Source organism: Maritimibacter fusiformis, assembly GCF_008086115.1.
Taxonomy (GTDB): Bacteria; Pseudomonadota; Alphaproteobacteria; order Rhodobacterales; family Rhodobacteraceae; genus Muriiphilus; species Muriiphilus fusiformis.
Map to the genome: position 1 here is coordinate 87,581 of NZ_VSIY01000014.1, position 24,456 is coordinate 112,036.

General features: G+C 66.2%; 28 protein-coding genes. 16 read left to right on the forward strand and 12 right to left on the reverse strand.

What is annotated here, in order from left to right:
• Positions 1 to 3 precede the first annotated feature (3 nt).
• Complete coding sequence (locus FVF75_RS14515) at positions 4 to 708, forward strand: hypothetical protein (protein ID WP_148379283.1); 705 nt, start codon at positions 4 to 6, stop codon at positions 706 to 708.
• Here the strand turns inward: FVF75_RS14515 and FVF75_RS14520 are convergent.
• Positions 683 to 985 (reverse strand): hypothetical protein, encoded by a 303-nt coding sequence (locus FVF75_RS14520; protein ID WP_222861232.1) that lies wholly within the window; start codon positions 983 to 985, stop codon positions 683 to 685. The two genes, FVF75_RS14515 and FVF75_RS14520, sit on opposite strands and share 26 nt — an antisense overlap.
• Before the next feature lie 128 nt (positions 986 to 1,113).
• Here FVF75_RS14520 and FVF75_RS14525 point away from each other — a divergent pair, with 128 nt between their 5' ends.
• Both FVF75_RS14525 and cobO read left to right on the forward strand, forming a co-directional pair.
• Positions 1,114 to 2,322 carry a TsoY family (seleno)protein gene (locus tag FVF75_RS14525; protein ID WP_148379287.1) on the forward strand — a complete coding sequence of 403 codons (1,209 nt, stop codon included), beginning with the start codon at positions 1,114 to 1,116 and terminating at the stop codon, positions 2,320 to 2,322.
• 99 nt (positions 2,323 to 2,421) lie between these two features.
• Entirely contained in the window at positions 2,422 to 3,030 is a 609-nt protein-coding gene (cobO, locus tag FVF75_RS14530; protein ID WP_148379289.1) for a cob(I)yrinic acid a,c-diamide adenosyltransferase, read from the forward strand.
• An 83-nt stretch (positions 3,031 to 3,113) separates the two neighbouring features.
• Here the strand turns inward: cobO and FVF75_RS14535 are convergent, their stop codons facing one another.
• Genes FVF75_RS14535 through rpoZ form a run of 7 tightly spaced genes read right to left on the reverse strand, consistent with a single transcriptional unit; the run spans position 3,114 to position 9,569 of the window.
• A complete protein-coding gene (locus tag FVF75_RS14535) occupies positions 3,114 to 4,754 on the reverse strand; it encodes a thiamine pyrophosphate-binding protein (protein ID WP_148379290.1) in 1,641 nt (546 codons plus the stop codon).
• Positions 4,751 to 5,167, reverse strand: coding sequence for a holo-ACP synthase (gene acpS, locus FVF75_RS14540; RefSeq protein WP_148379293.1), 417 nt, complete (start codon positions 5,165 to 5,167; stop codon positions 4,751 to 4,753). The genes FVF75_RS14535 and acpS overlap by 4 nt, the downstream gene beginning before the upstream one ends.
• Positions 5,164 to 5,604 (reverse strand): hypothetical protein, encoded by a 441-nt coding sequence (locus tag FVF75_RS14545; RefSeq protein WP_148379295.1) that lies wholly within the window; start codon positions 5,602 to 5,604, stop codon positions 5,164 to 5,166. Before FVF75_RS14545 ends, acpS begins: the two co-directional genes overlap by 4 nt.
• Positions 5,601 to 6,350, reverse strand: coding sequence for a pyridoxine 5'-phosphate synthase (locus tag FVF75_RS14550; protein WP_148379297.1), 750 nt, complete (start codon positions 6,348 to 6,350; stop codon positions 5,601 to 5,603). The genes FVF75_RS14545 and FVF75_RS14550 overlap by 4 nt, the downstream gene beginning before the upstream one ends.
• A 31-nt stretch (positions 6,351 to 6,381) precedes the next feature.
• Complete coding sequence (locus tag FVF75_RS14555; protein WP_148379298.1) at positions 6,382 to 7,029, reverse strand: DUF2062 domain-containing protein; 648 nt, start codon at positions 7,027 to 7,029, stop codon at positions 6,382 to 6,384.
• A gap of 31 nt (positions 7,030 to 7,060) precedes the next feature.
• Positions 7,061 to 9,175: a RelA/SpoT family protein gene (locus FVF75_RS14560; RefSeq protein WP_148379366.1), complete on the reverse strand. Its 2,115-nt coding sequence runs from the start codon at positions 9,173 to 9,175 to the stop codon at positions 7,061 to 7,063.
• A gap of 37 nt (positions 9,176 to 9,212) precedes the next feature.
• Positions 9,213 to 9,569, reverse strand: a complete 357-nt coding sequence (gene rpoZ / locus FVF75_RS14565; protein WP_148379300.1) for a DNA-directed RNA polymerase subunit omega — start codon at positions 9,567 to 9,569, stop codon at positions 9,213 to 9,215.
• Positions 9,570 to 9,740: 171 nt separating this feature from the next.
• Here rpoZ and lepB point away from each other — a divergent pair, with 171 nt between their 5' ends.
• Genes lepB through FVF75_RS14590 form a run of 5 tightly spaced genes read left to right on the forward strand, consistent with a single transcriptional unit; the run spans position 9,741 to position 13,339 of the window.
• A complete protein-coding gene (gene lepB / locus FVF75_RS14570) occupies positions 9,741 to 10,517 on the forward strand; it encodes a signal peptidase I (RefSeq protein ID WP_148379302.1) in 777 nt (258 codons plus the stop codon).
• The gene (rnc, locus tag FVF75_RS14575) at positions 10,514 to 11,194 is read left to right on the forward strand and encodes a ribonuclease III (protein ID WP_148379304.1); all 681 of its coding nucleotides are present in this window, start codon (positions 10,514 to 10,516) and stop codon (positions 11,192 to 11,194) included. Before lepB ends, rnc begins: the two co-directional genes overlap by 4 nt.
• Positions 11,194 to 12,102, forward strand: a complete 909-nt coding sequence (locus tag FVF75_RS14580; protein WP_148379306.1) for a DMT family transporter — start codon at positions 11,194 to 11,196, stop codon at positions 12,100 to 12,102. The genes rnc and FVF75_RS14580 overlap by 1 nt, the downstream gene beginning before the upstream one ends.
• The gene (era, locus tag FVF75_RS14585) at positions 12,099 to 13,004 is read left to right on the forward strand and encodes a GTPase Era (protein ID WP_148379307.1); all 906 of its coding nucleotides are present in this window, start codon (positions 12,099 to 12,101) and stop codon (positions 13,002 to 13,004) included. Before FVF75_RS14580 ends, era begins: the two co-directional genes overlap by 4 nt.
• Positions 13,004 to 13,339, forward strand: a complete 336-nt coding sequence (locus tag FVF75_RS14590) for a DUF1491 family protein (RefSeq protein ID WP_148379309.1) — start codon at positions 13,004 to 13,006, stop codon at positions 13,337 to 13,339. Before era ends, FVF75_RS14590 begins: the two co-directional genes overlap by 1 nt.
• On the opposite strand, the gene FVF75_RS14595 is transcribed toward FVF75_RS14590, so the two are convergent.
• Entirely contained in the window at positions 13,326 to 13,931 is a 606-nt protein-coding gene (locus tag FVF75_RS14595; protein WP_246138101.1) for a Pr6Pr family membrane protein, read from the reverse strand. The genes FVF75_RS14590 and FVF75_RS14595 overlap by 14 nt on opposite strands.
• A gap of 74 nt (positions 13,932 to 14,005) precedes the next feature.
• Here FVF75_RS14595 and recO point away from each other — a divergent pair, with 74 nt between their 5' ends.
• Positions 14,006 to 14,731, forward strand: coding sequence for a DNA repair protein RecO (gene recO / locus FVF75_RS14600; RefSeq protein ID WP_148379311.1), 726 nt, complete (start codon positions 14,006 to 14,008; stop codon positions 14,729 to 14,731).
• Here the strand turns inward: recO and FVF75_RS14605 are convergent.
• Together FVF75_RS14605 and FVF75_RS14610 are read right to left on the reverse strand one after the other, a co-directional pair.
• A complete protein-coding gene (locus FVF75_RS14605; RefSeq protein WP_148379313.1) occupies positions 14,719 to 15,270 on the reverse strand; it encodes a TetR/AcrR family transcriptional regulator in 552 nt (183 codons plus the stop codon). The genes recO and FVF75_RS14605 overlap by 13 nt on opposite strands.
• A gap of 79 nt (positions 15,271 to 15,349) precedes the next feature.
• Complete coding sequence (locus FVF75_RS14610; protein ID WP_148379315.1) at positions 15,350 to 17,023, reverse strand: acyl-CoA dehydrogenase family protein; 1,674 nt, start codon at positions 17,021 to 17,023, stop codon at positions 15,350 to 15,352.
• 167 nt (positions 17,024 to 17,190) lie between these two features.
• Between FVF75_RS14610 and FVF75_RS14615 the strand changes: the two genes are divergently transcribed.
• The gene (locus tag FVF75_RS14615) at positions 17,191 to 17,961 is read left to right on the forward strand and encodes a sulfite exporter TauE/SafE family protein (protein ID WP_148379316.1); all 771 of its coding nucleotides are present in this window, start codon (positions 17,191 to 17,193) and stop codon (positions 17,959 to 17,961) included.
• Between the two features lie 52 nt (positions 17,962 to 18,013).
• Here the strand turns inward: FVF75_RS14615 and FVF75_RS14620 are convergent, their stop codons facing one another.
• Complete coding sequence (locus FVF75_RS14620; protein WP_148379318.1) at positions 18,014 to 19,612, reverse strand: phosphoenolpyruvate carboxykinase; 1,599 nt, start codon at positions 19,610 to 19,612, stop codon at positions 18,014 to 18,016.
• Between the two features lie 353 nt (positions 19,613 to 19,965).
• Here FVF75_RS14620 and FVF75_RS14625 point away from each other — a divergent pair, with 353 nt between their 5' ends.
• From FVF75_RS14625 to FVF75_RS14650, 6 genes are all read left to right on the forward strand, one after another.
• Positions 19,966 to 20,667, forward strand: a complete 702-nt coding sequence (locus tag FVF75_RS14625) for a response regulator transcription factor (RefSeq protein ID WP_148379320.1) — start codon at positions 19,966 to 19,968, stop codon at positions 20,665 to 20,667.
• A gap of 114 nt (positions 20,668 to 20,781) precedes the next feature.
• Positions 20,782 to 22,401, forward strand: coding sequence for a sensor histidine kinase (locus tag FVF75_RS14630; protein WP_148379371.1), 1,620 nt, complete (start codon positions 20,782 to 20,784; stop codon positions 22,399 to 22,401).
• Positions 22,398 to 22,838, forward strand: a complete 441-nt coding sequence (locus FVF75_RS14635; protein ID WP_246138102.1) for an HPr kinase/phosphorylase — start codon at positions 22,398 to 22,400, stop codon at positions 22,836 to 22,838. Before FVF75_RS14630 ends, FVF75_RS14635 begins: the two co-directional genes overlap by 4 nt.
• The gene (rapZ, locus tag FVF75_RS14640; protein WP_148379321.1) at positions 22,835 to 23,770 is read left to right on the forward strand and encodes an RNase adapter RapZ; all 936 of its coding nucleotides are present in this window, start codon (positions 22,835 to 22,837) and stop codon (positions 23,768 to 23,770) included. The genes FVF75_RS14635 and rapZ overlap by 4 nt, the downstream gene beginning before the upstream one ends.
• Positions 23,767 to 24,159 carry a PTS sugar transporter subunit IIA gene (locus tag FVF75_RS14645; RefSeq protein WP_148379323.1) on the forward strand — a complete coding sequence of 131 codons (393 nt, stop codon included), beginning with the start codon at positions 23,767 to 23,769 and terminating at the stop codon, positions 24,157 to 24,159. Before rapZ ends, FVF75_RS14645 begins: the two co-directional genes overlap by 4 nt.
• A 12-nt stretch (positions 24,160 to 24,171) precedes the next feature.
• The gene (locus FVF75_RS14650) at positions 24,172 to 24,450 is read left to right on the forward strand and encodes an HPr family phosphocarrier protein (protein ID WP_148379325.1); all 279 of its coding nucleotides are present in this window, start codon (positions 24,172 to 24,174) and stop codon (positions 24,448 to 24,450) included.
• Positions 24,451 to 24,456: the final 6 nt, after the last annotated feature.

Genomic DNA, 24,456 nt, shown 5'->3' on the forward strand with positions numbered 1-24,456 from the left:
CACATGGCGGCAGGCGAGGTTTCCCGGGCGGCACGCCGGGTTGGCGTGGCGGCGGCGCTGGTCACGGCGCTGTCGGTGGTGGCGGCGATCCCGCTTCTGGTGCCGGCACGGTCAGGGCCGTTCTGCCTTGAGGACTGCGTGAGCTATCCCTACGCCGACATCGCGCGGTTCTGGCCGGGCGATTACCTGTGGATGTGGCCCGCCGCGATTGCGCCCCTGGCGCTGATGGTGCTGGGGGCGGCGATGATCGAGTTGGCCGGGCCGGGGCGGCGGGTCTTTGCCATCGCAGGGTTTGGTTTTGCCACAGCGGCGGCGGCGACGCTGGGGATCGCCTATCTCAGCCAGATCGAGGTGGTGCAGCCCAGCCTCCTGGCGGGCGAGACCGACGGCATCGCGCTGCTCACGCAATACAACGACCACGGGCTGTTCATCGCGCTGGAGGAATTCGGTTATCTCATGCTGGCGCCCGCGATTGCCGGGATCGCCATGGCGCCCGCGCCAATTGGGCGCGCGGCGGCGCTGGCGCGCTGGGCGGGGTGGATCAACCTGGCGGCGGTGCTGGGAAGTTTCGTCTTCATCACCGTGACGATGGGTGTCGCCCGCAGTTACCGTTTCGAGGTGGTCAGCATCGTGACCGACTGGCTGGCGCTGGTGGTGGTCGGGGGCGCGTTGGCGTGGGGCCTCAGCCGCAGTCGATCTCGGCCTTGATCAGCGCCGGGTCGCCGACCAGCGAGCCGGGGCGCACGGGGCAGCCGGTGGCCTCTACAATCGCCGCCTCGGCCCCGGTCAGCACTTCGGACAGGCGCGGCATGAAGGCCATCGAGGTGCGGTAGACCTCGACCCGTTCGTCTTTCCAATGGACCGAATAGCTGTGTGCGCCCACCGTCACGTCGCGCTGGGCCGCGCCCGACATGCCGAGGCTGGGGCTGTCGCAGCCGGAGAGGGGGAGGAAGGCGAGAATCGCCATGAAAACAATCTTTTGCATGGGTCCGAGTCTGCCCGGTCGTGGTTAACAAACGGTTAATCCGGCCCTGCGGCAACTTGCCATCGACACAAGCGGGGGTGGTTTCGCTAGATACATTCCGAAATCTGAATATGAATTGGAGCTGACCCATGCAAACCAGCCGCGCCGCGGACACCTATTCGCCCCTCTACTTCCTGGCCTCGGTCGGGGCCGGGGGGCTGACCGTCACCTTTTTCATGTACCTGATGTTCTGGGTGCCGCATCCGGGCCGTCCGGTGCCGATCTTCGAGGACATCGCCGCGGCCTGGGCCGCCGGCGGCATGGACATGAAAGCCACCATCGCCGTGGCGATGGTCGGCATCGCCTTCTTCGCCTACATGAACCTGCAAAAGCTGGTCTGGAACATCTCGGCCTTCAACGCCTGGAAGCGGACCGACGCCTACCAGAAGGTGCGGTCCTCCAATGCCGAGACCACGCTTCTGGCCTATCCGCTGGCGCTGGCGATGTCGGTCAACGCGCTGTTCATCGTCGGGCTGGTGTTCGTGCCGGGGCTGTGGACCGTCGTGGAATACCTGTTCCCCTTCGCAATGGCAGCCTTCCTGGCCATCGGGCTGTTCGCGCTGTCGACGATCGGCGATTTCCTGGGCCGGGTGCTGACCAGGGGCGGCGTGTTCGACATGTCCGCCAACAACTCCTTCGCGCAGCTCTTGCCGACCTTCGCGCTGGCGATGGTGGCGGTCGGGCTGTCGGCACCGGCGGCGATGTCGGGCAACGGCTTCGTTGTCTCGGCCTCGGTCATGACCTCGACCTTTTTCGGCACCACCTCGATCGTCTATGGCGTCGTCGCGCTGATCACCGCCTTCAACTCGATGCTGCATTACGGCACCGCGAAGGAATCGGCGCCCACGCTGATGATCGTGATCCCCGTCCTGACCACGTTGGGCATCATGTTCCTGCGCCAGAACCACGGGTTGCACAGCCATTTCGCGGTGCATTCGAGCGCCGGCGAAACCATGGTGTTCCTGTCGCGCCTGCTGTCGGTTCAGTTCATGTTCCTGTTCCTCGGACTGGTCGTGCTGCTGCGCCAGGGATATTTCAAGACCTTCGTGTTCGGGGACAAGACCTCGCCCGGCTCCTACGCGCTGATTTGCCCGGGTGTCGCGCTGTCGGTGATGATCCATTTCTTCATCAACAAGGGGCTGGTCGACGCGAATATCATCCCCAAGTTCGGCGCGATCTACTGGATCGAATCGGCGGTGGCGGTGATGTTCCAGGTGGCGATGATCTGGCTGGTCCTGCGCCTGAACCGGCAGCACTTCTCGCGTGCTGCGGCGCCCGCGGCGGTGGCGGCGGAATAAGCGGGATCACTCACGAAATGCGGGGGCGGGCCTTGGGTCCGCCCCTTGCCTTTGGCCCCGGCGCGCCGCACTCTGCGGATTGCGAAACAGGAGGCCCGGATGAGCGACGACACCGAAAGACACAACCAGAAGATGGCCAAGAAGAAGGCCGCGCGCGACAAGATCATGGCCACCAAGACCGGCGAGAAGGGGCTGATCATCGTCCATACCGGCAAGGGCAAGGGCAAGAGCTCGGCCGGGTTCGGGATGATCTTCCGCGCCATCGCCCACGGGATGCAATGCGCCGTGGTGCAGTTCATCAAGGGCGGCATGAAGACCGGCGAGCGCGACCTGATCGAGAGCCGGTTCTCCGACATCTGCCAGTTTCACACGATGGGCGAGGGCTTTACCTGGGAGACCCAGGACAAGAGCCGCGACATCGAGATGGCGCAGGCGGCCTGGGAGAAATCCAAGGAGTTGATCCGCAATCCGGCCAACAGGATGGTGCTGCTGGACGAGATCAACATCGCGTTGCGCTACGATTATATCGATGTGGCGGATGTGGTGGCGTTCCTGAAGGACCAAAAGCCCGAGATGACGCATGTGATCCTGACCGGGCGCAATGCCAAGGACGAGTTGATCGAGATCGCCGACCTGGTGACCGAGATGGAGCTGGTCAAGCATCCGTTCCGCGCGGGCATCAAGGCGCAGATGGGCGTGGAGTTCTAGGCGGACAGGCTGCGCGGGGTGCGGGCCGATCAGCCGGGGGTTCCACCCCGGACCCCCGGAGTGTTTTGACCAAGATGAAGGGGTCAGGTTCCGGCGCGGACCTCACTGAGGGTGCGGGTCGTGGTCAGCGCCTCGGGGTCGAGTTCGAGCTCGATCACGGCGAGGCCCCCTGACGCGATCGCGCGGGCAAAGGCGGGCGCGAAATCGGCGTCTTGCGTCACCGTCTCGCCGTGACCGCCATAGGCGCGGGCGAGGGCCGCGAAGTCGGGGTTGGCCAGATCGGTGCCGGAGACCCGGCCCGGATAGCTGCGTTCCTGGTGCATCCGGATGGTGCCGTAGCGGCCGTTGTTGGCGACGATCACCACCACCTGCGCGCCGTGTTGCACGGCTGTGGACATTTCGTTCAGGGTCATCTGGAAACAGCCGTCGCCCTCCCAGGCCACGGCCAGCTTGCCGGTTTCCAGGCTGGCGGCGATGGCGGCGGGAAAGCCGTAGCCCATGCTGCCAGAGGTCGCGCCGAGGTAGGATTTCGGGCGGGTGAACTGGTGGTAGCGGTGCAGCCACATGTTGTAGTTGCCCGCACCATTGGCGATGATGGCCTCGTCCGGCAGCATCTGCCCCATTGTTTTCACGACGTTTTCCAGCTTGACCGCGCCCGGCGTCTCGACCGGGGCGAGCCAGCCCTCATAATCGGCGCGCAGCCCGTCGCGCCAGCCCGCCCAGTCCGTCTGCCCCGGCCCGTTGAGCCGCGCAAGCGCGGCGAGCATCGCCGGCGCACTGGCCGGGATCGCCAGATCGGGGCGGAACACCCGGCCAAGCTCGTCGGGGTCGGGGTGGACGTGCAGGATGGTCTTGCCTGGGGCGGCGGGGTCGATGGCGTAGCCGCCCGAGGCGATGTCGCCAAAGCGCGAGCCGAGGATCAGGAGGCAATCGGCTTCGGCCAATGCCGCCGCCAGCCCCGGCCGCATCCCGACCGACAGGTCGCCGACATAGTTGGTGTGGCGGTTGTCGAGGTAGTCCTGCCGGCGGAAACTGACCGCGACGGGCAGATCGTGGGCCTCGGCAAAGCGGGTCAGGTCGCGGCTGGCCTCGGCGGTCCAGAGCGGGCCGCCCGCCACGATGAGCGGCTTTTTCGCGGTGGACAGTCGCGCCATGATCGCGCTGCCGGCCTCGTCGGCGACCGATGCCACGGCGGGCGCGACGGCGGGCAGGTCGGGGGTGTCGGCGCTGGCCGACAGGATATCCTCGGGCAGGGCCAGAACCACCGGGCCGGGGCGGCCCGACATCGCGACGTGGAAGGCGCGCGAGATGTATTCGGGCAGGCGGGCGGTGTCGTCGACCTCGGCCACCCATTTTGCCAGACCGCCGAAAAGCGCCTTGTAATCGACCTCCTGAAAGGCCGAGCGGTCGCGGTGGCCACGGGCGATCTGGCCGACGAAAACCACCATCGGGGTGGAATCGTGCATCGCGACATGGATGCCGGAGGAGGCGTTCGTCGCCCCCGGCCCGCGGGTCACGAACAAGACGCCGGGGTGGTTCGTCAGCTTGCCGTGGGCCTCGGCCATCATCGCCGCACCGCCTTCGTGGCGGCAGACGATGTTGTCGATGCCGGAGGCGTAAAGCCCGTCGAGTGCAGCAAGGAAACTCTCGCCGGGCACCGAGAAAACGCGCCGCACGCCCTGGATCTTCAACTGGTCGGCGAGGATCTGGCCACCGTGTCTCATGGGTTGTTCTCCGTTTCGATCGGACGGGCCTCGATCACCACGAAGGCCTGCGCCCAGGGGTGGTCGTCGGTCAGGGTGACATGCACCACGGCTTCGTGCCCTTCGGGGGTCATCGTGGCCAGGCGTTCGGCGGCCCAGCCGGTCAGGGTCATCTGCGGCTGGCCGGAGCGGATGTTGAAAACCGCCATGTCCTTCCACGCGATACCCATGCGCAGGCCCGTGCCCAGCGCCTTGGAGCAGGCCTCTTTCGCGGCCCAGCGCTTGGCATAGGTGCCGGCGGTGTCGGCGCGGCGTTCGGCCTTGGCCTGTTCGATCTCGGTGAAGACGCGGTTGCGAAAGCGGTCGCCGTGGCGTTCCAGCACCCCGGCGATGCGGTCGATATTCGCAAGATCGGTGCCGATGCCGAGGATCATGGCAAGCTCGCCACGACCTCGCCGGTGGCCTGGTTGAGCGTGACATGCAGCCGTCGCACGAGGATGTTGCCGTCCGAGATCCAGATCTGCACCGGCAGGTCGAAGATCAGGCCGACCGATGGGTCATAGGCGGCCTCGAGTGCCGCGAAGTCGATCTCGTAAAAGCCCAGTCCGCTTTCGTGGGACACCATCACGCACTGTCGCCCGCCGACCTCGTCGTAGGGGGGCGACAGGATGAGCAGGTGAAACGGCACCGCCGCCGGTTCGATGGTGTCGATCAGCGCAAGCCGCACGACGCCGTTGGAGAAGGTGCGGCTGTTGACATCCCACGGTTCGGCCAGTGCGTCGGCGCGGGCGCGCCAGTCGCAATCCATGACCTGTTGCGCGGTTGCGGGGGTTGCGGCGGCGAATGCCAGGAGAAATGCAAGTGCCTTCATGTCCGCGCCTCGTCCATCAGGCGGCGCATTTCGACGATCGCCGCCTCGAGCCCGCGAAAGATCGATTCACCGATCAGGAAATGCCCGATGTTGAGCTCCATGACCTCGGGAAACGCCGCGACGGGGCCGACCGTGTCGTAGGTCAGCCCGTGGCCCGCGTGCACCTCGAGCCCCAGGGAGTTGGCGAAACTGGCCATTTCGCGCAGCCGCTCAAGTTCGGCGTCGCGCTGGTCGGTCGCGCCCTCGGCGTGGAAGTCGCAATAGGCACCGGTGTGCAGTTCGACCACCGCCGCGCCGATCCGGGCGGCGGCCTCGATCTGGGCACGGTCGGCGGCGATGAAGATCGACACCCGGCAGCCGGCATCGCGCAGCGGCGCGATGAAATGCGCCAGCCGGTTTTCCTGCCGGGCCACGTCAAGCCCGCCCTCGGTGGTCAGTTCCTGGCGCTTTTCGGGCACGATGCAGACCGCGTGCGGCTTGTGACGCAGCGCGATGGCCTGCATCTCGTCGGTCGCCGCCATCTCGAAGTTGAGCGGCACCGTCAGCGCCGCCATCAGCCGGTCGATGTCGTCGTCGGATATATGCCGCCGATCCTCGCGCAGATGCGCGGTGATGCCGTCTGCACCGGCGCTCTCGGCCAGTTTGGCGGCGCGCACCGGGTCGGGATAGGCCGAGCCGCGGGCGTTGCGCACGGTGGCGACGTGGTCGATGTTCACGCCCAGTCTGAGTTTTCCCAAAGGCTGCATGTCGGCCCTCCTGTTTCGCACCGGGCCGAGACTAGCGCGGTCTGTTGCCCGCGTCAGCCTTGGCGGCCCGGTCAGCCATGCGTTTTTCGTAGCGCTTTTTCAAGCGTTTGATGCGGCTTTTCTGATAGGCCGTGATGACCGGGCGCGACAGGGCATAGGCGATCGCCGCCGACAGGATGCCCAGCGGCAGGCCGCCGATCAGGTAGGGCAGGAAGACGCGGTGATAGAACGTGCCAAGCCTGTGCCAGTCGGCATCGGCCCCGGTGAAGATCGACAACAGGTTGCGCATCAGGTCGGCGAAGGCGGTCGCCATTGCCTCGATCACCTGCGGCAGGTGCACATCGGCCGGCAGGCCCAGCATCCATGACCCCAGCGTCAGGCTGAGTTCGATGATGATCGGGAAGGTCAGGGGATTGCCGAAGAAGGTGGCCAGAAGGGCCGCGATGATATTGCCCCGGATCAGCCAGGCGAGCAGGGCGGCGGAGGCGAAATGCAGGCCGAGGAAGGGCGTGAAGCAGACGAAGACCCCCGCCGCGATGCCGCGCGAGATGCGGTGCGCCGGGTCGGGCAGGCGGCGCACCCGGTGGATCACGTAGCGGGCCGCGCGATACCAGCCACCGCGCGGATAGAAGAACTCGGCAACGATCTTGGCATAAGAGCGCGGGTTTCTCTTGAACACCGTGTCGCGAGCCTCCTGCGCAGCGCGTGGGTCAGGGTTTGCGGGTGAGGTTCCGGTGCCGTTTGACCTCGGCGACATCGCTGTCGGCCTCGAGCACCAGCATGACCGCGTGCAGGTGTTCGATATCGCGCAGTTCGACGTCGACAATAAGGCGATAATAGTCCGGTTTCCGGTCGACGAACCTCAGATCGGAGATATTGGCCTTCTGCTCGCCGATCAATGAGCAAATCCGGCCCAGCACGCCGGCATCGTTGGCGATGGTCAACTCGAAGCTGACGGTATGCACCGCCGCGTGCTTGCCGGAATGCCAATGCACATCGACCCAGCGGTTCGATTGATCGGACAGTTCCTCGAGCGCGTGGCAGTCGATCGAGTGCACCACCACGCCGCGCCCGCGATAGGAGATGCCCACGATGCGCTCGCCCGGCACCGGCTGGCAGCAGTCGGCACGCTGAAAGCTCTGGTGATCGCCCAGGCCCACAACGGCGCTGGCGGCTTCGATCTCGCCGCTTTCGACCGCCTCGGGGTAGAGCACCGCGACCACGTCGCGCGCCGCCATCTCGGCAGACCCAAGACGCGCCAGAAGCTCGTCGGCATCGCCCACGCCCATCTGTTTCGCTGCCGTTCTGAGCGCCTTGTCGGTGGCCTTTCGCCCGACATGCTCGAACGCCACCCGCGCCAGTTCGCGGCCCAGCTTGATGAACCGCTCGCGGTCTTCCTCGCGCAGGCGGCGGCGGATGGCGGATTTGGCCCGGCCGGTCACCACGATGTCGAGCCACGTGGCCTGGGGCGATTGCCCCTCGGCGGTGATGATGTCGACGGACTGGCCGTTCTTGATCCGGGTCCAGAGCGGCACCCGGATGCCGTCGACCTTGGCCCCGACGCAGGAATCGCCGATGCGCGTGTGGATCGCATAGGCGAAATCCAAGGGTGTCGCGCCGCGCGGCAGTTTTACCACCTCGCCCTTGGGGGTGAAGCAGAACACCTGGTCGGAATACATCTCGAGCTTCACATGCTCGAGGAAGTCGTCGTCGCCGTCGGCATTCTCGAAGCGTTCGGTCAGTGTGGCCAGCCACTTCGCCGGGTCGACCGCGAAGGGGTTTTCCGCCCTGACCCCGTCGCGATAGGACCAGTGCGCGGCAACGCCGGCCTCGGCCACCTCGTGCATCTGGCGGGTGCGGATCTGGACCTCGACGCGCTTGCCGTCACGGCCGGACACGGTGGTGTGGATCGAGCGGTAGCCGTTCGATTTCGGCTGGCTGATGTAGTCCTTGAACCGCCCCGGCACCGCGCGCCAGCGCTGGTGGATGACGCCGAGAACGCGGTAGCAGTCCATCTCGCTGGTGGTGATGATGCGAAAGCCGTAGGTGTCGGACAGGCGCGAGAAGGTCAGTTCCTTCTGCTGCATCTTGCGCCAGATCGAATAGGGCTTCTTGGCGCGGCCGAAAGCCTCGGCCTCGATCCCGGCGCGGTCAAGCTCGATGCGGATGTCGGTGGTGATCTTGTTGATCACATCGCCCGATTCGCGTTGCAGCCGGATGAAGCGGCGGATGATCGAGCTGCGCGCCTCGGGGTTCAGGACCTGGAAGGCAAGGTCTTCCAGTTCCTCGCGCATCCACTGCATGCCCATCCGTCCGGCCAGCGGCGCATAGATGTCCATGGTCTCGCGCGATTTCTGCACCTGCTTGTCCGGGCGCATGGCGCGGATCGTGCGCATGTTGTGCAGCCGGTCGGCCAGCTTGACGAGAATCACCCGCAGGTCTTTCGACATGGCGACGAAAAGCTTGCGGAAGTTCTCGGCCTGCTTGGTCTCGGACGACGAGAGTTGCAGGTTGGTCAGCTTGGTGACGCCATCGACCAGTTCGGCCACGCCGCGCCCGAAGGTCTCTTCGATCTCGGTGAAGGTGGACTTGGTGTCCTCGATGGTGTCGTGCAGCAGGGCGGTGACGATGGTGGCGTCATCCAGCCGCTGTTCGGCCAGGATATGCGCCACCGCCACCGGATGCGTGAAATAGGGCTCGCCGGAATGGCGATACTGGCCGTTGTGCCTGTCTTCGCCATAGGCAAAGGCGCGCCGGATCAGGTCGGCATTGGATCGCGGGTTGTAGGCGCGGACCTTCGAGACGAGCTCTTCGGGGTCGAGCAGTTTGGTCGCGGCCTCGCCGGGCAAGCTCGTCCCGTCCTCAGCCCTGGCCCTGGGCTTCCATCAGGGCGCGCAGCAGGTTGTCTTCGTCCATGTCGTCCTCGGCCGGCTTGTCGCTGGCCTCGGCGCCCATGAGCAGCGCCATCTGGTCTTCCTCGGGGGTGTCGACCTCGATCTGGGTCTGGTGCGACTCGATCATCCGCTCGCGCAGCTCGTCGGCGGTCTGGGTCTCGTCCGCAATCTCGCGCAGCGCCACGACCGGGTTCTTGTCGTTGTCGCGATCGACCGTGACCGGCGAGCCGGCCGCGATCTCGCGCGCCCGGTGGGCGGCAAGCATCACCAGTTCGAACCGGTTCGGAACCTTGTCAACGCAATCTTCAACCGTCACGCGGGCCATAGGGGACTCCAATCCAAGCTTCGGGCGGGTGTGAGCGGCCTATCTAGGGACAAACCGGCAGAATGGCAAGTGGATTTGCCGCATCGCGGCGCGCGCGCGGGAGTGCCCGGGTTGACTCGGCCTCTGGCGCGGCTCATATCGCGGGACACCAACAGCCGAGGCGGAGACAACATGGCCGAGAAGAAAGAGGGTATCCTCGAAACCATCAAGACGATCTTCTGGGCTCTGATCATCGCCGGCATCTTCCGCACCCTGTTTTTCCAGCCGTTCTGGATTCCGACCGGCTCGATGAAGGACACGTTGCTGATCGGAGATTTCGTCTTCGTCAACAAGATGGCCTATGGCTATTCGCGCCATTCCTGCCCGTTCTCGGCCTGCCCGTTCCCGGGGCGCATCCTCGGCTCGGAGCCCGAGCGCGGCGATATCGTGGTCTTCCGCCACCCGACGCTGGCGACCGACTACGTCAAGCGCCTGATCGGTCTGCCGGGCGACCGCATCCAGATGAAGGACGGCGTGCTCTACATCAACGACGAGGCGATGCCGCAGGAACCGGCCGGCCAGTTCATCGAGACCTTCGAGCGTCAGGGCAGCTTCGGCACCACGCCCTTGTGCGCCAACCGGCCGGTGGGGCAGGGCGGCGACTGCATCAAGGAACGGCTGATCGAGACCCTGCCGGGCGGGCTGGAGCACAGCATCCTCAACGTCTACAACCAGCCGCTGGACAACACCAACGTGTTCACCGTGCCGGAAGGCAACTACTTCTTCATGGGCGACAACCGCGACAACTCGACCGATAGCCGGGTCAGCCAGCGCGCCGGCGGCGTCGGCATGGTGCCCGAGGAGTTCCTGCTGGGCCGGGTCGACCGGGTGATGTTTTCCTCTGCCGGCAAACGGCTGGTCTATTTCTGGACCTGGCGCGGCGACCGGTTCTTCCACAAGGTCGAATGAAACTGTCGCGAGAGCTTCAGGCCTTCGCGGCCCGGATCGGGCATGATTTCAAGCGGCCCGAACTGTTGATCCGCGCGCTCACGCACGGCTCGTTTTCCTCGGACACAAGGCCCGACAACCAACGGCTCGAGTTTCTCGGCGACCGGGTGCTGGGGCTGGTCATGGCCGAGGCGCTGCTGGCCCATGACAAAAGCGCCAGCGAAGGCCAGCTTGCGCCGCGTTTCAACGCGCTGGTGCGCAAGGAAACCTGCGCCGAGGTCGCGCGCGAGGTCGATCTGGGCGAGGTGCTGAAACTGGGCCGCTCCGAGATGATGTCGGGCGGGCGGCGCAAGCAGGCGCTGCTGGGCGATGCGATGGAGGCGGTGATCGCGGCGGTCTATCTCGACGGCGGCTTCGGCGCGGCGCGCGACATGGTGCTCAGGCTCTGGGGCGCACGGGTCGAGACGGTCGAGGCCGACGCCCGCGACGCCAAGACCAGCCTGCAGGAATGGGCCCAGGCGCGGGGGCTGGCACCGCCCGACTATGTCGAGACGGCGCGCGACGGGCCGGACCATGCCCCCACCTTCACCATCGAGGCGCGGCTGAGCAACGGCGAGCGTGCCTCGGCAAGCGCAAACTCGAAACGCGGCGCAGAGCAGGCAGCAGCCAGGGAATTGCTCGATCGGCTGGACGGCTGATGTCGGGCAACCTGCGCGGCAGCCTCTACATGGTTCTGGCCATGAGCGCCTTTGCGGTCGAGGATATGTTCTTCAAGCTGGCGATCGAGGACCTGCCCAAAGGCTTGGCGCTGATGGGTTTCGGGGTTTTCGGCACGTTGATCGCCGCGGGCCTGTCGCGGCACGCGAACGAGCCGGTGTTTCACCCCGCCTTCCTGTCGCGCGGCCTTGTCCTGCGCTCGGCGATGGAGCTGTCGGGGCGGCATTTCTATGCGCTCAGCCTGGCCTTCGTGCCGCTGGCCACGACCTCCGCTATCCTGCAGGCCACGCCGCTGGTGGTGACGATGGGGGCGGCGGCATTGTTCGGCGAGAAGGTCGGCGTGCGGCGCTGGAGCGCCTCGGTGGTGGGGTTCGTCGGGGTTCTGATGATCCTGCGCCCGTCGCCCGCCGCGTTCGAACCGACGGTGATCTTCGCGGTTCTCGGGATGCTGGGTTTTGCCGGGCGCGACCTTGCCACCCGGGCCAGCCCGCCGTCGGTCTCGGGCCGGCAACTGGGGACGCTGGGCTTCATGGTGGTGGTCGCCGCCGGGCTGGTCCTGAGCGCATTCGACCAGGAATGGCGCGGGCTGGCTGCGCCGCGCGCCTGGGCGGCGGTGGTCGGGGCCGCGCTGTTCGGAGTGGCCGCCTACAACTCGCTGACCATCGCGATGCGCAGCGGTGAAGTGTCGGTGGTGGCGCCGTTTCGATACACGCGGCTTCTGCTGGCGCTTGTCATCGCTTATGTGGTGTTCGCAGAGCGCCCAGACGCGCTGACCCTGGCCGGGGCCGCGCTGATCGTGGCGAGCGGGGTTTACATACTCGTCAGGACCGGGCGACAAGGAAAGACCGGGGCCGCACGGCCCGCGATGAAAGGACCAAGCAGATCGTGACCACACGCGCCGGATTTGTCGCCCTGATCGGCGAGCCCAACGCGGGCAAGTCGACCCTGACCAACCGCATGGTCGGGGCCAAGGTGTCGATTGTCACCCACAAGGTGCAGACCACCCGCGCCCGCATTCGCGGCGTGGCGATCGAGGGCGAGGCCCAGATCGTCTTTGTCGACACGCCGGGCTTGTTCAAGCCAAAGCGCCGGCTGGACCGGGCGATGGTGGCGGCGGCCTGGGGGGGTGCGGCGGATGCCGATGTGGTGGTGTTGCTGATCGAGGCGCATCGCGGCGTGACCGAAGGGGTGAAGCGCATCCTCGAACGGCTGGACGAGATCGGCACGGGCCGCACCGTGGCGCTGGCGATCAACAAGATCGACCGGGTCAAGTCCGAGACCCTGCTGGCGCTGACCCGGGAGATGAACGACCTTTTCCCCTTTGCCGAGACCTTCATGATCTCCGCCGAGAAGGGCTACGGCGTCGACGATCTGCGCAAATGGCTGGCCGAGCGGATGCCGGAGGGGCCGTGGCTCTACCCCGAAGACCAGATCGCGGATCTTCCGCTGCGCATGATCGCCGCCGAGATGACGCGCGAAAAGCTGACGCTGCGGCTGCACCAGGAATTGCCCTACCAGTTGACGGTCGAGACCGAGAACTGGGAAGAGCGCAAGGACGGCAGCGCCCGCATCGACCAGGTGATCTATGTCATGCGCGACGGCCACAAGGGCATCGTGCTGGGCAAGAAGGGCGAGACCGTCAAGGCGGTCAGCCAGGCGGCCCGGGCCGAGCTCGAGGAGTTTCTGGGCCGAAAGGTGCACCTGTTCCTGCAGGTCAAGGTGCGCCCGAACTGGCTGGAGGAAAGAGAGCGTTATTCGGAAATTGGGCTTGATTTCAAGGACGGAAATTGATGGCACGACTGGCGACCGGCATCTGGGTCGGCGCCTATCTCGCGCGGCTCCAGGCCGAGGGCATCCCGGTCTACGTGGTCGCGCGCGGCGACGACACCGCCGGGGCGGTTCTGGTCAAGCTGGCCACCCTCGACGGGCAGGCGCAGGCGTTTCAGCGCCGGTTCGACATGGAGACCGGCGCGCGGGTCTGGGACGTTCTGGCCGAGGGGGCCGAGGCCGAGGTGGACGCGGCGATATCGCGCCAGCGCGGCTTTGATCCCGACCTGTGGGTGATCGAGGTCGAGGATGCGCGCGGGCGGCACCTGCTGGATCAGCCCGGTCTCAGCGACGGATAAGCCGCGCCAGCCCGACCAGCGCCGTTCCTCCCAGGAAAATCCCCAGCGACAGGCCCGCGACGTTTGCCGCGAAGTCACCCAGGCTCAGCACGTTGAGGTCGATGAACGGATAGGGATAGGCGCCGGTGAACCCGGCCCGGACCAGTGCATAAGCGAGGTAGATCAGGGGCCAGGCCAGCCACAGCGCGGCATGGCGCAGGCCCAGCCCGGCCTTGGGCGCGAAACCTGCCCACCACGCGAAGGTCAGGACCGGCACGGCGCTGTGCACACCCTGATCGGCCCACCATGCCAGCCCCTGCGGGTTCCACAGATCCGACAGCATGGTGTGATAGATCACGCCCACGATCCCGATCCACAGTGTCAGCCCGCCCAGCCAACCGGCTGACAAGGCCCGCCCCCGGGCGGCAATCACCCCGGTGCTGACCGCGACCATCGTGTTGGTCAGGATGGTGAAATAGCCTGCCATGACCCAGATCGTGCCCGCGACAGTGTCGGGGCCGTCGGGGATCACGGTGGACTGCACCGCGATCGCGACGACAGCGACGGTTGCCAGAAAAGCGGCGGTCAGGCGGGCGGCAGGGCTCAGCGTCATGGCGCCAGATTTGCGCCAAAGCGCGGCGCGCGCAAGCACTTGCGCCGCGCCCCGGGCCGTGAATGATGCGGGGCATGGACTGGCGCGACCAAGGCACATTGCTGTCCGTGCGCAAGCATGGCGAGACCTCGGCGATCATCGAGGTGTTTACCGAGAATCACGGGCGTCATGCCGGGGTGGTGCGCGGTGGCGTGTCGCGCAAGATCGCGCCGATCCTGCAACCGGGCGCGCAGCTTGACCTGAGTTGGCGGGCGCGGCTGGAGGATCATCTGGGCGCCTTCACGGTCGAGCCGGTGAAAAGCCGCGCGGGGGTGATGTCGGACCGGCTGGCGCTGGCCGGGCTGAATGCGATGACGGCGCTGTTGTCCTTTTCGTTGCCCGAGCGCGAGGCGCACCCGCGCCTCTATGCCCAGAGCGTGGCGATGTTCGACCTGCTTGGCCAGTCCGAGACCTGGCCCATCGCCTACCTGCAATGGGAACTGGCGCTGCTCGAGGAACTGGGCTTCGGTCTGGACCTGAGCGCCTGCGCGGTGACAGGGGCGGCGGATGACCTGGCCTTTGTCTCGCCCCGGTCGGGGCGCGCGGTCAGTGCTGGTGGGGCGGGGGAATGGGCCGACCGGCTGTTGCCGCTGCCGCCGGAGCTGCTGGGCGTGGTCACGGGCGGGTCGGCGGGCGTCGTCGAGGGGTTGGCGACCACCGGCCATTTCCTGATGCACGGGTTGGCGCATTCGCTGGGCAACAAACCCCTGCCCGAGGCGCGGGCGCGGCTGGTCGATCGGCTGGCGCGTCAGGCGTCCTGAAGCGCCACCAGCGCCGCGATCAGGGTCGAGACGCTTTCGCGCGCCGCCTTGGAGTCGGTGCCGCCGAGCATCCCCAGGCCAAGCTCCGCACCATAGACGATGCGGGCGAACTCCGGGTTGGACAGCCCGATCTGGCTAAGCACGGCAGTCAGATAGGCCAGCCGCATCCGGTCGACCTCGGCGATTGCTGCGCGTGCAGCATCGTCGCCCTGCGCCCAGGCCCGCATCGCGGCTTCCTCGCTGCCCGGGCCGGTCGCCTCGGCAATCACCTCGCCCAGCCGATAGAGCCTTTGCGTGGGCGTGCCGCCCTGCTCGGCCGCGTCGGCCAACGCGGACAGGGCCCGCGCCTCCCAGCGTGCGGCCATGCGCCGCTTGAATTCGGGCACATCCTTGAAATGCCAATAGAAACTACCCTTGGTCGCACCGATGCTGCGAGCCAGAGGCTCGGCCTTCAAGGCTTCGGGGCCTTGTGCGCTGAGGGCCGCAAAGCCGGTGTTGAACCAGTCGTCCGGGCCAAGGCGGGTGGATTTTTCGGGCATGATGCGCCTCCAATAGGGTCGCGGCGCGCACCCTATCAGGGAAATGCTGCAAGTGCAAAGAAAACCGCCGGCGCGGCCTTCAGCCCAGAAGGCGGCGGGCGATCACGGTGGCCTGGATCTCGGCGGCGCCCTCGAAGATGTTGAGAATGCGCGCGTCGCACAGGATGCGGCTGATCTGGTATTCCAGCGCGAATCCGTTGCCGCCGTGGATCTGCAGCGCGTTGTCCGCCGCCGCCCAGGCGACGCGGGCCCCGATCAGCTTGGCCATCCCGGCCTCGAGATCGCAGCGCCGGTCGTGGTCCTTTTCCCAGGCCGCGAAATAGGTCAACTGCCGCGCCACCATGATCTCGACCGCCATCATCGCCAGCTTGTCGGCGACGCGGGGGAAAGCGATCAGGGGCTTGCCGAACTGCTTGCGGTCAAGCGCGTATTGCATCCCGACCTCGAGCGCCGATTGCGCCACGCCGATGGCGCGGGCGGCGGTCTGGATGCGGGCGCTCTCGAAGGTCTGCATGAGCTGCTTGAAGCCCTGACCCTCGACGCCGCCCAGGAGGTTCCCGGCCGGCACCTTGAAGCCGTCGAAGCCAAGTTCGTATTCCTTCATGCCGCGATAGCCCAGCACCTCGATCTCGCCGCCGGTCATGCCGGGGGTGGGGAACGGATCGCCCTCGGTGCCCGGCTGCTTTTCGGCCAGGAACATCGACAGGCCCCGGTAATTGTCGGTCTCGGGGTCGGTTCGCGCCATCAGCGTCATCACGTTGGCGCGGGCGGCGTGGGTGATCCAGGTCTTGTTGCCGGTGATCTCGTAGGCGTCGCCAACCTTGGCCGCGCGCGTGCGCAGGCTGCCGAGGTCAGAGCCGGTGTTGGGTTCGGTGAACACCGCCGTGGGCAGAACCTCGCCCGAGGCGATGCGGGGCAGCCACGCCTGTTTCTGTTCGTCGGTGCCGCCCGAAAGGATCAGTTCAGCGGCAATTTCCGAGCGGGTGCCAAGCGAGCCGACGCCGATATAGCCGCGCGACAACTCCTCCGACACCACCACCATCGAGGCTTTCGACAGGCCCAGCCCGCCGAAGTCCTCGGGAATGGTCAGCCCGAACACGCCCATTTCCGACAGGTCTTCGAGGATCTCCATCGGGATCAACTCGTCCTTCAGGTGCCAGTCATGGGCATGGGGCACGACCTTTTCATCGGCATAGCGGCGGAACTGGTCGCGGATCATCTCAAGTTCGTCGTCCAGCCCGGTGGCGCCGAAGGTGGCGTGGCCGGCGTTGTCCTGCATCAGCGTGACCAGCCGGGCGCGGGCGGCGGGGCTGTTGCCGTTTTGGGTCAGGGTCATCACCGCGTCGGACATCATCGCGCGCTGGTCGCCCTGGGTCAGGAACATGTCCTGCGGCCGGGCAATCTCGCCCTGGCTCATCGGGATGCCGCCGGCGATCTGGGCGAGGTATTCGCCGAATGCGATCTGGTGGAGAAGCGCCTCGATCTCGCCGAACCCGCCCGCCGCGTCCAGCCGCGTGGCCCAGGTCTGCATCTGGCGCAGCGCCTCGGTATAGGTGGCAAGCCAGGCCAGCGCATGGGCCGCGGCCTGGTGCTGTTCGGTCAGGTCGGGCGAGACCTTGCTGCCCTCGGTGACCGCCTCGCGCAGACGATCCGTGGCCGTTGCCAGCAGCGCCTCGACCGCGGGGATCGCGGCTTTGGTCAGGCTGAGCAAATCGTCGAGAACGGGCGTGGTCATGGCATTGTCCCTTGGCATCCTGGTCCCCTTGCAGCGGTTCCCGAGAGTGATAGGGATTTTGCAGGTGCAGCGCAATAATAATTCGTGGAATGGTGCTGTTTCGCACGAAAGTAACGAATCGAAACCGGGTGCATCGCCGGTGAAATCCCGCTAGATACGGGCGAGTATTTGAAGGGCCGGGATTGATGGACGCGATTTTAGCCGGGATGCCGCTGTGGCTGATCGTCACCGCCGTGGGGATTACCCTGTTCGCCGGATTCGTGAAAGGCGCAGTCGGGTTCGCCTTTCCGATGATCGTGCTGTCGGGGCTGGGGTCGTTCCTGCCGGCCGAGACCGCGCTGGCGATCCTGATCTTGCCGACCGTGGTCACGAACGTCTTTCAGGCCTTCCGGCAGGGCCTGGGCGCGGCCCTGGTCGTGGTGCGGCGATACTGGCTGTTCCTGTTGATAATGGTGGCTTTTCTGGTGTCCTCGGCGCAACTTGTCGCGATCATACCGGAGTCGGTTCTGCTGGTCCTGGTCGGCGTGCCGATGGTGCTGTTCGCGATCCTGCAACTCAGCCGCTGGACCCTGAACCTGCGGCCCGGAACCCGGACCCGCGACGAATTGCTGATCGGCGGTTTCGCCGGGTTCATCGGGGGCATGTCGGGAAGCTGGGGGCCGCCGACGGTGCTCTACCTGACCGCCATCGGCGCCGAGAAGTCTGAGGCGATGCGCGCGCAGGGGGTGATCTACGGCATCGGCGCGGTGGCGCTGCTGGCGGCGCATCTGCAGTCGGGGGTGCTGAACGCCGCGACGATCCCGCTTTCTGCGGCTGCATTGGTGCCGGCGCTGGCCGGGATGGCGCTGGGGCTTCGGGTGCATGACCGGATGCCGCAAAGCACCTTCCGCCGGGCCATGCTGGTGGTCCTGCTGTTCGCGGGCCTGAACCTGGTGCGGCGCGGGCTGATGCTCTGAGACGCAAAACGCCCCGGCACCGGGCCGGGGCGTATCGTCAGATCCGGGTCGATCAGCCGATCGCGACGGCGCGCACGTCGTCGTCGATATGCGCCTCGTACTGCGCGAAGTTCTCGGCGAACATCTTGACCAGCTTGGCGGCCTGCGCGTCATAGGCGGCATGATCGTCCCAGGTGCGGCGCGGGTCGAGCAGCACTTCGGGCACGTCCGGCACATGTCTGGGAACGTCGAAGCCGAAGTTGGCGTCCTTGCGGAACTCGGTGTCCGACAGCGACCCGTCGAGCGCGGCGGTCAGCAGCGCGCGGGTGGCCTTGATCGGCATCCGCTCGCCCACGCCGTAAGCGCCGCCGGTCCAGCCGGTGTTGACCAGCCAGCAGGTCGCGCCGTGCTTGGCGATCTTGTCCTGAAGCAGCTTGCCGTATTCCTCGGGCCGACGCGGCATGAAGGGGGCGCCGAAACAGGTCGAGAAGGTCGGCTCCGGCTCGGTCACGCCCCGCTCGGTGCCGGCGACCTTGGAGGTGAAGCCCGACAGGAAGTGATACATCGCCTGCGCCGGGGTCAGCCGCGCGATCGGCGGCAGCACCCCGAAGGCGTCGCAGGTCAGCATGATGATGTTCTTCGGATGCCCGCCCAGCGCCGTCTTGGAGGCGTTCGAGATATAATCGAGCGGATAGGCCGCGCGCATGTTGGCGGTCAGGCTGTCGTCGTCGAAATCCAGCTCCATGGTGTCCGGGTCCCACACCATGTTCTCGATCACCGTCGAGAATTTGCGGGTGGTGGCGTAGATTTCCGGCTCGGCCTCTTCCGACAGGTGGATGGTCTTGGCATAACAGCCTCCTTCGAAGTTGAAGGTGCCGCGGTCCGACCAGCCATGCTCGTCATCACCGATCAGCACGCGATCGGGGTCGGCGGACAGGGTGGTCTTGCCGGTGCCCGACAGCCCGAAGAAGATGGCGGTGTCGACCGGGTTGCCCGGCGCGTGGTTGGCCGAGCAGTGCATCGGCATGATGCCCTTTTCCGGCAACAGGTAGTTCAGAAGCGTGAACACCGACTTCTTGTTCTCGCCGGCATATTCCGAGCCGCCGATCAGGATCAGCTTTTTCTCGAAGTTGAGCGCGATCACCGTGTCCGACCGGCAGCCGTGCCGCTTGGGGTCGGCCTTGAAGGTCGGGCAGTTGACGATGGTGAACTCCGGCAGAAAGCCGTCCAGCTCATCGCGCGAGGGCCGGCGCAGCAGGTGGCGCACGAAGAGGGCATGCCAAGCCAGTTCGGTCACGATCCGAACATCCAGCCGGTGTGCCGGGTCGGCGCCGCCATAGAGATCCTGCACGAAATAGTCGCCGCCCTTCATGTGCTCCAGCATGTCGGCGTGAAGCCGGTCGAAGGCGGCCGGCTCCATCGGCGGGTTGTTTTCCCACCAGATCGTGTTTTCGACTTCGGGTGTTCGGACCACGAACTTGTCCTTGGGCGAACGGCCGGTGTGCTTGCCGGTCTCGACCAGAAGCGTGCCACCCAGGCCCAGATGCCCCTCGCCACGCTGCAGCGAGGCCTCGACCAGCCCCGGCTCGATCAGGTTGTAATAGACGTTGCCGAGCCCCGTTATGCCCTGGTTTTCCAAGCGGTGCGCCGGATTAACCCGTCCTGTGGTCATGCCCATACTCCTGTTGCCGGCACCTCGCCGGCCGTTTCCGATATGTCCCAGCCGCGCCGTCTTCGACTCGCGCGACGCAGCGGCGGCGATGCCGCAGGTGCCACATGGCTGGCTATAACATGCGGTTTTCAGGGCGGGATAGGGCGATCTGCAACAGTTAGCGTTACCAGAAGGCTGTTTGCGCAACCATATTTCGTGCCTTGTTCGCTATGTTAGCCATTTTTTCGCCATTAGTGGTGCTTATTGGACTCACTGGCGGAGGCGATTCGCATTGAATTGTTGATTCTGATCCGCAAAACGGATTCAATGGCCTGAAAAGAGAAAAGAAAACGAGCAGCACGAGGATACCTCACATGTCGAGGATTGCATTGGTCGACGACGACAGGAACATCCTGACGTCGGTTTCGATGACTCTCGAGGCCGAAGGCTTCGAGGTTGAAACCTACAACGACGGACAATCGGCGCTGGACGCCTTCAACAAACGCCTGCCGGACATGGCGGTGTTCGACATCAAGATGCCGCGGATGGACGGGATGGACCTGCTGCAGCGGGTGCGCCAGAAAACCAACATGCCGGTGATCTTCCTGACCTCGAAGGATGACGAGATCGACGAGGTTCTGGGGCTTCGGATGGGGGCCGACGACTACGTCAAGAAACCGTTCAGCCAGCGGCTTCTGGTCGAACGCATCCGCGCGCTTCTGCGCCGCCAGGACGCGATCGAGGGGATCACGGTCGCCGACAGCGAGGAAACCAAGGTGATGGTGCGCGGCGGCCTGTCGATGGACCCGCTGCGCCATTCCGTCACCTGGAAGGGCAAGGACGTGTCACTGACCGTGACCGAGTTCCTGCTGCTTCAGGCGCTGGCGCAACGCCCCGGTTTCGTGAAAAGCCGCGATCAGCTGATGGACGTGGCCTATGACGATCAGGTCTATGTCGACGACCGCACGATCGACAGCCACATCAAGCGGCTGCGCAAGAAGATGCGGATGGTGGATGACGAGTTCTCCGCGATCGAGACCCTTTACGGCATCGGTTATCGCTACAACGAAGAATGACGCAGCCGCTCTGGCGAGGGTGATTTGGTGCGCGATACGAAATCGACAGGCGGCAATGCCGAGGTGGTTCTGGGCGAGGACTGGGTGTCCCCCCAGGCCACGGTCGATGTCGAGATGCGCGACCGCCGCAAGCGACGCGGCATCATCGCCATCAACCGCTCGCCGCTGGCGCGCAAGATCATCATCTTCAACTTGCTCGGCCTGCTGGTGCTGGTCGGGGGGGTGCTCTATCTCAACCCGTTCCGCGACAGCCTGCTGCTGCAGCGTGAACGCGCCCTGGTGATGTCCGCCGAACTGGTGGCGGAAGTGTTCGAGGTGCGCCAGGCCGCGCCCGGCGCAGCGCCGATGCTGACACCGGAACTGGCGGGGCAGGTGCTGGGCCAGGTCCGGGTGCATGACGGCGGCGACATCCTGGTGTTCGGGCCGGACGGCGGGCTGCTGGGCACGAGCGAGGCGGCGGTGCGCGATACCGGCCCCGGGGTCATCGGCCTTGACCCGGATCGGCAATCGACCATCATCACCGACCTCCTGTCCAAGGCATGGGATGCGGTTGCCGGCACCATCGCGTCATCGCCCGGCACCGATCCGGCCAGCCTCGACACCGAGGCGCAGGCGCGCGTGATCCTGGCCGACGCGCTGGCCGGGCGCACGCGGATCGCCGCCACCGGCGGGGCGGACAGCGAAGGCGCCTATGTCGTCACCACGCCGATCATGGTTAACGGTATTGTCGTGGGGGCCATCGCGCTGACCTCGGCGGGCGACCAGCTCGACGCGCTGGTGCGCGGCGAGCGTGAACAGATCCTGCAAATGTTCGTGATCGCCATCCTGGTGTCGATCGGGCTGAGCCTGGTCCTGGCCTCGACCATCGCCAACCCGCTGTCCGACCTCGCCGCCGCCGCCGAACTGGGCCGCGACAAGAATGCGCGCAAGGTCAATCCGGGCCGGGTGCGCATCCCCGACCTGTCGGCGCGACCGGACGAGATCGGGCGCCTGTCGAAGGCGCTGCGCGGCATGGTCGCGGCGCTCTATGACCGGATCGACGCCAACGAACAATTCGCCGCCGACGTGGCGCATGAGATCAAGAATCCGCTGGCCTCGCTGCGCTCGGCGATCGGCACGCTGCGGGTGGCGAAAAAGGACGAACACCGCGACAAGCTGCTCGACGTGATCGACCACGACGTGCGCCGCCTCGACCGGCTGGTCAGCGACATTTCCAACGCCTCGCGGCTCGACAGCGAACTGGTTAAGGAAGAGGAAGAGACCTTCGATCTGCTGCACATGCTGCGCAACCTGACCGAATACCTGGGCAACGAGGCACAGCAGAAGGGCGTCGATTTCATCACCGACCTGCCTGCCGAGCCGATCCGCATCCAGGGGCTCGAGGCGCGGCTGGCGCAGGTCTTCGTCAACCTCATTTCCAACGCGACATCCTTCTGCGAGGAGGGCGACGCAATCCGGGTCTGGGCGCGGCAACGCGAAAACCGCGTGCTGGTGGTGGTCGAGGATACCGGCCCGGGCATTCCCGAAGAGGCGCTGACCAAGGTGTTCAACCGCTTCTACAGCCAGCGCCCGGAGAACCAGTTCGGCAACAACTCGGGGCTGGGGCTGGCGATTTCCAAGCAGATCGTCGAGGCGCATGGCGGCGTGATCTGGGCCGAGAACATCCGCCCGACCGACGCCGACATCACCTCGGAGCCGCTGGGCGCGCGCTTCGTCGTGGGCCTGCCGGTGTGACCGCGGCGTCACCAGCGCAACCCGACATTTTTCACGCCACCTCCGTTGCCATCGACGGCGCCGGCATCCTGCTCACCGGCCCCTCGGGCAGCGGCAAATCCGGGCTGGCGCTGCAACTGATCGCGTTGGGCGCGGTGCTGATCGCGGACGATCGCAGCCGGGTCGCGGCGACCGATGCCGGCCCGGTGATCCACGCCCCCGACCGCATGGCCGGCGTGATCGAGGCGCGCGGCGTCGGCCTGATCCGCGTGCCGCACACGGCGCAGGCCCCACTGCGCCTGATCGTCGACATGGGCGTGCTGGAGACTTCACGTTTGCCAACACAAGAACACACCGACGTTCACGGAGTCGCCATCGCGCGGGTCCGGCGGGTTGACGCGCCGCACTTCCCGGCGTCCATTGTTGCCTTGGCGAAAGGGGGGTGGTGGCGCGAATGACCAAGGCGATCGACACGGCGGACCGGACCGCGCACACGGGCCAGAAGGTGCTGCTGGTCACCGGCGCGTCGGGGGCGGGGCGAACCACGGCGGTTCATGCGCTCGAGGATGTCGGTTTCGAGGTCATCAACAACCTGCCGCTGGGGCTGATCCCGCGGCTGTTGTCCGGCCCTGCACCCGATCATCCGCTGGCGCTGGGCATCGACGTGCGCACCCGCGATTTCTCGGCGCTGGCGCTGGCCGACCTGATCGACCAGATGACAGCCGACCCGAACATCATGGTCGAGCTTCTGTTTCTCGACTGCCGCCCTGACGTTCTGGTGCGCCGGTATTCCGAGACCCGCCGGCGCCATCCGCTGGCGACCGAGGACAGCCCCGAACAGGGGATCGAACGCGAAATCGCGCTGCTGGCCCCGATCCGTGACCGGGCGGATGTGCTGATCGACACCTCCGACCTGACGGTGCACGAACTGAAAGCCGGGCTGATGGAGTGGCTGGGCCTGGAAGGCGAGGACCGGCTGTCGATCTCGGTGCAGAGCTTTTCCTACAAGCGCGGCGTGCCGCGCGGGCTGGACCTGGTGTTCGATGTGCGGTTTCTGCAAAACCCCCATTGGCAGCCCGACTTGCGCCCGTTGACCGGCTGCGACGCGGCGGTCGCGGCCTTCGTGGCCGCCGATCCGCGCCATGACGAATTCGTTGAGCGGGTGTCGGGGCTGGTGGAATTCCTGCTGCCGGCCTATGCCAGCGAGGGCAAGTCGCACCTGGCCATCGGGTTCGGCTGCACCGGCGGGCGTCACCGTTCTGTCGCACTGGCCGAAACACTTGCCCGGGGCCTTGCGGATGCCGGCTGGCAAGTGTCAATTAGGCACCGAGAGCTGGGAACGGCCAAGGCCCTTCCCGTCACGTCAACGTCAGGGGGTAGGACCGCTTGATCGGCATTGTCATCGTCGCGCATGGCGGGCTCGCCGGGGAATACCTTGCGGCCATGGAGCATGTCGTCGGCAAACTGGACCAGATCCGCGCCATCCGCATTGCGGCCGACTGCGATCGGGCCTTGAAGGCCGACGAAATCGCGCGTGCCGCCGATGCGGTCGACACCGGTGACGGGGTGGTGGTGGTGGTCGATATGTTCGGCGGTTCGCCCTCGAACCTGTCGCTGCCCGCCTGCGCGCGTGAGAATCGCAAGATCCTCTATGGCGCCAACCTGCCGATGCTGGTCAAGCTGGCCAAGACCCGCCACGCCGGCGTCGACGAGGCGACCCGGGCGGCGCTGGCGGCGGGGCGCAAGTATATCGACGTAATCGACGGATCACTGGTCTAGGAGCAACCCCGCATGAGCACCACGGTGACCCGCCGGATGAAGATCGTGAACGAAAAGGGGCTGCACGCCCGCGCCTCGGCCAAGTTCGTCGAGGTCGTCGAGGCGCATGACGCCACCGCGCGGGTCTCCAAAGACGGGCTGGATACCGATGGCGACAGCATCATGGGCCTTCTGATGCTGGCGGCGTCGCGCGGCACCACCATCGAGGTCGAGACCAGCGGAGCCGAGGCCGACAAGCTGATGGATGCGCTCGAGGCGCTGGTCGCCGACAAGTTCGGCGAAGGCTTCTGAGCGCCG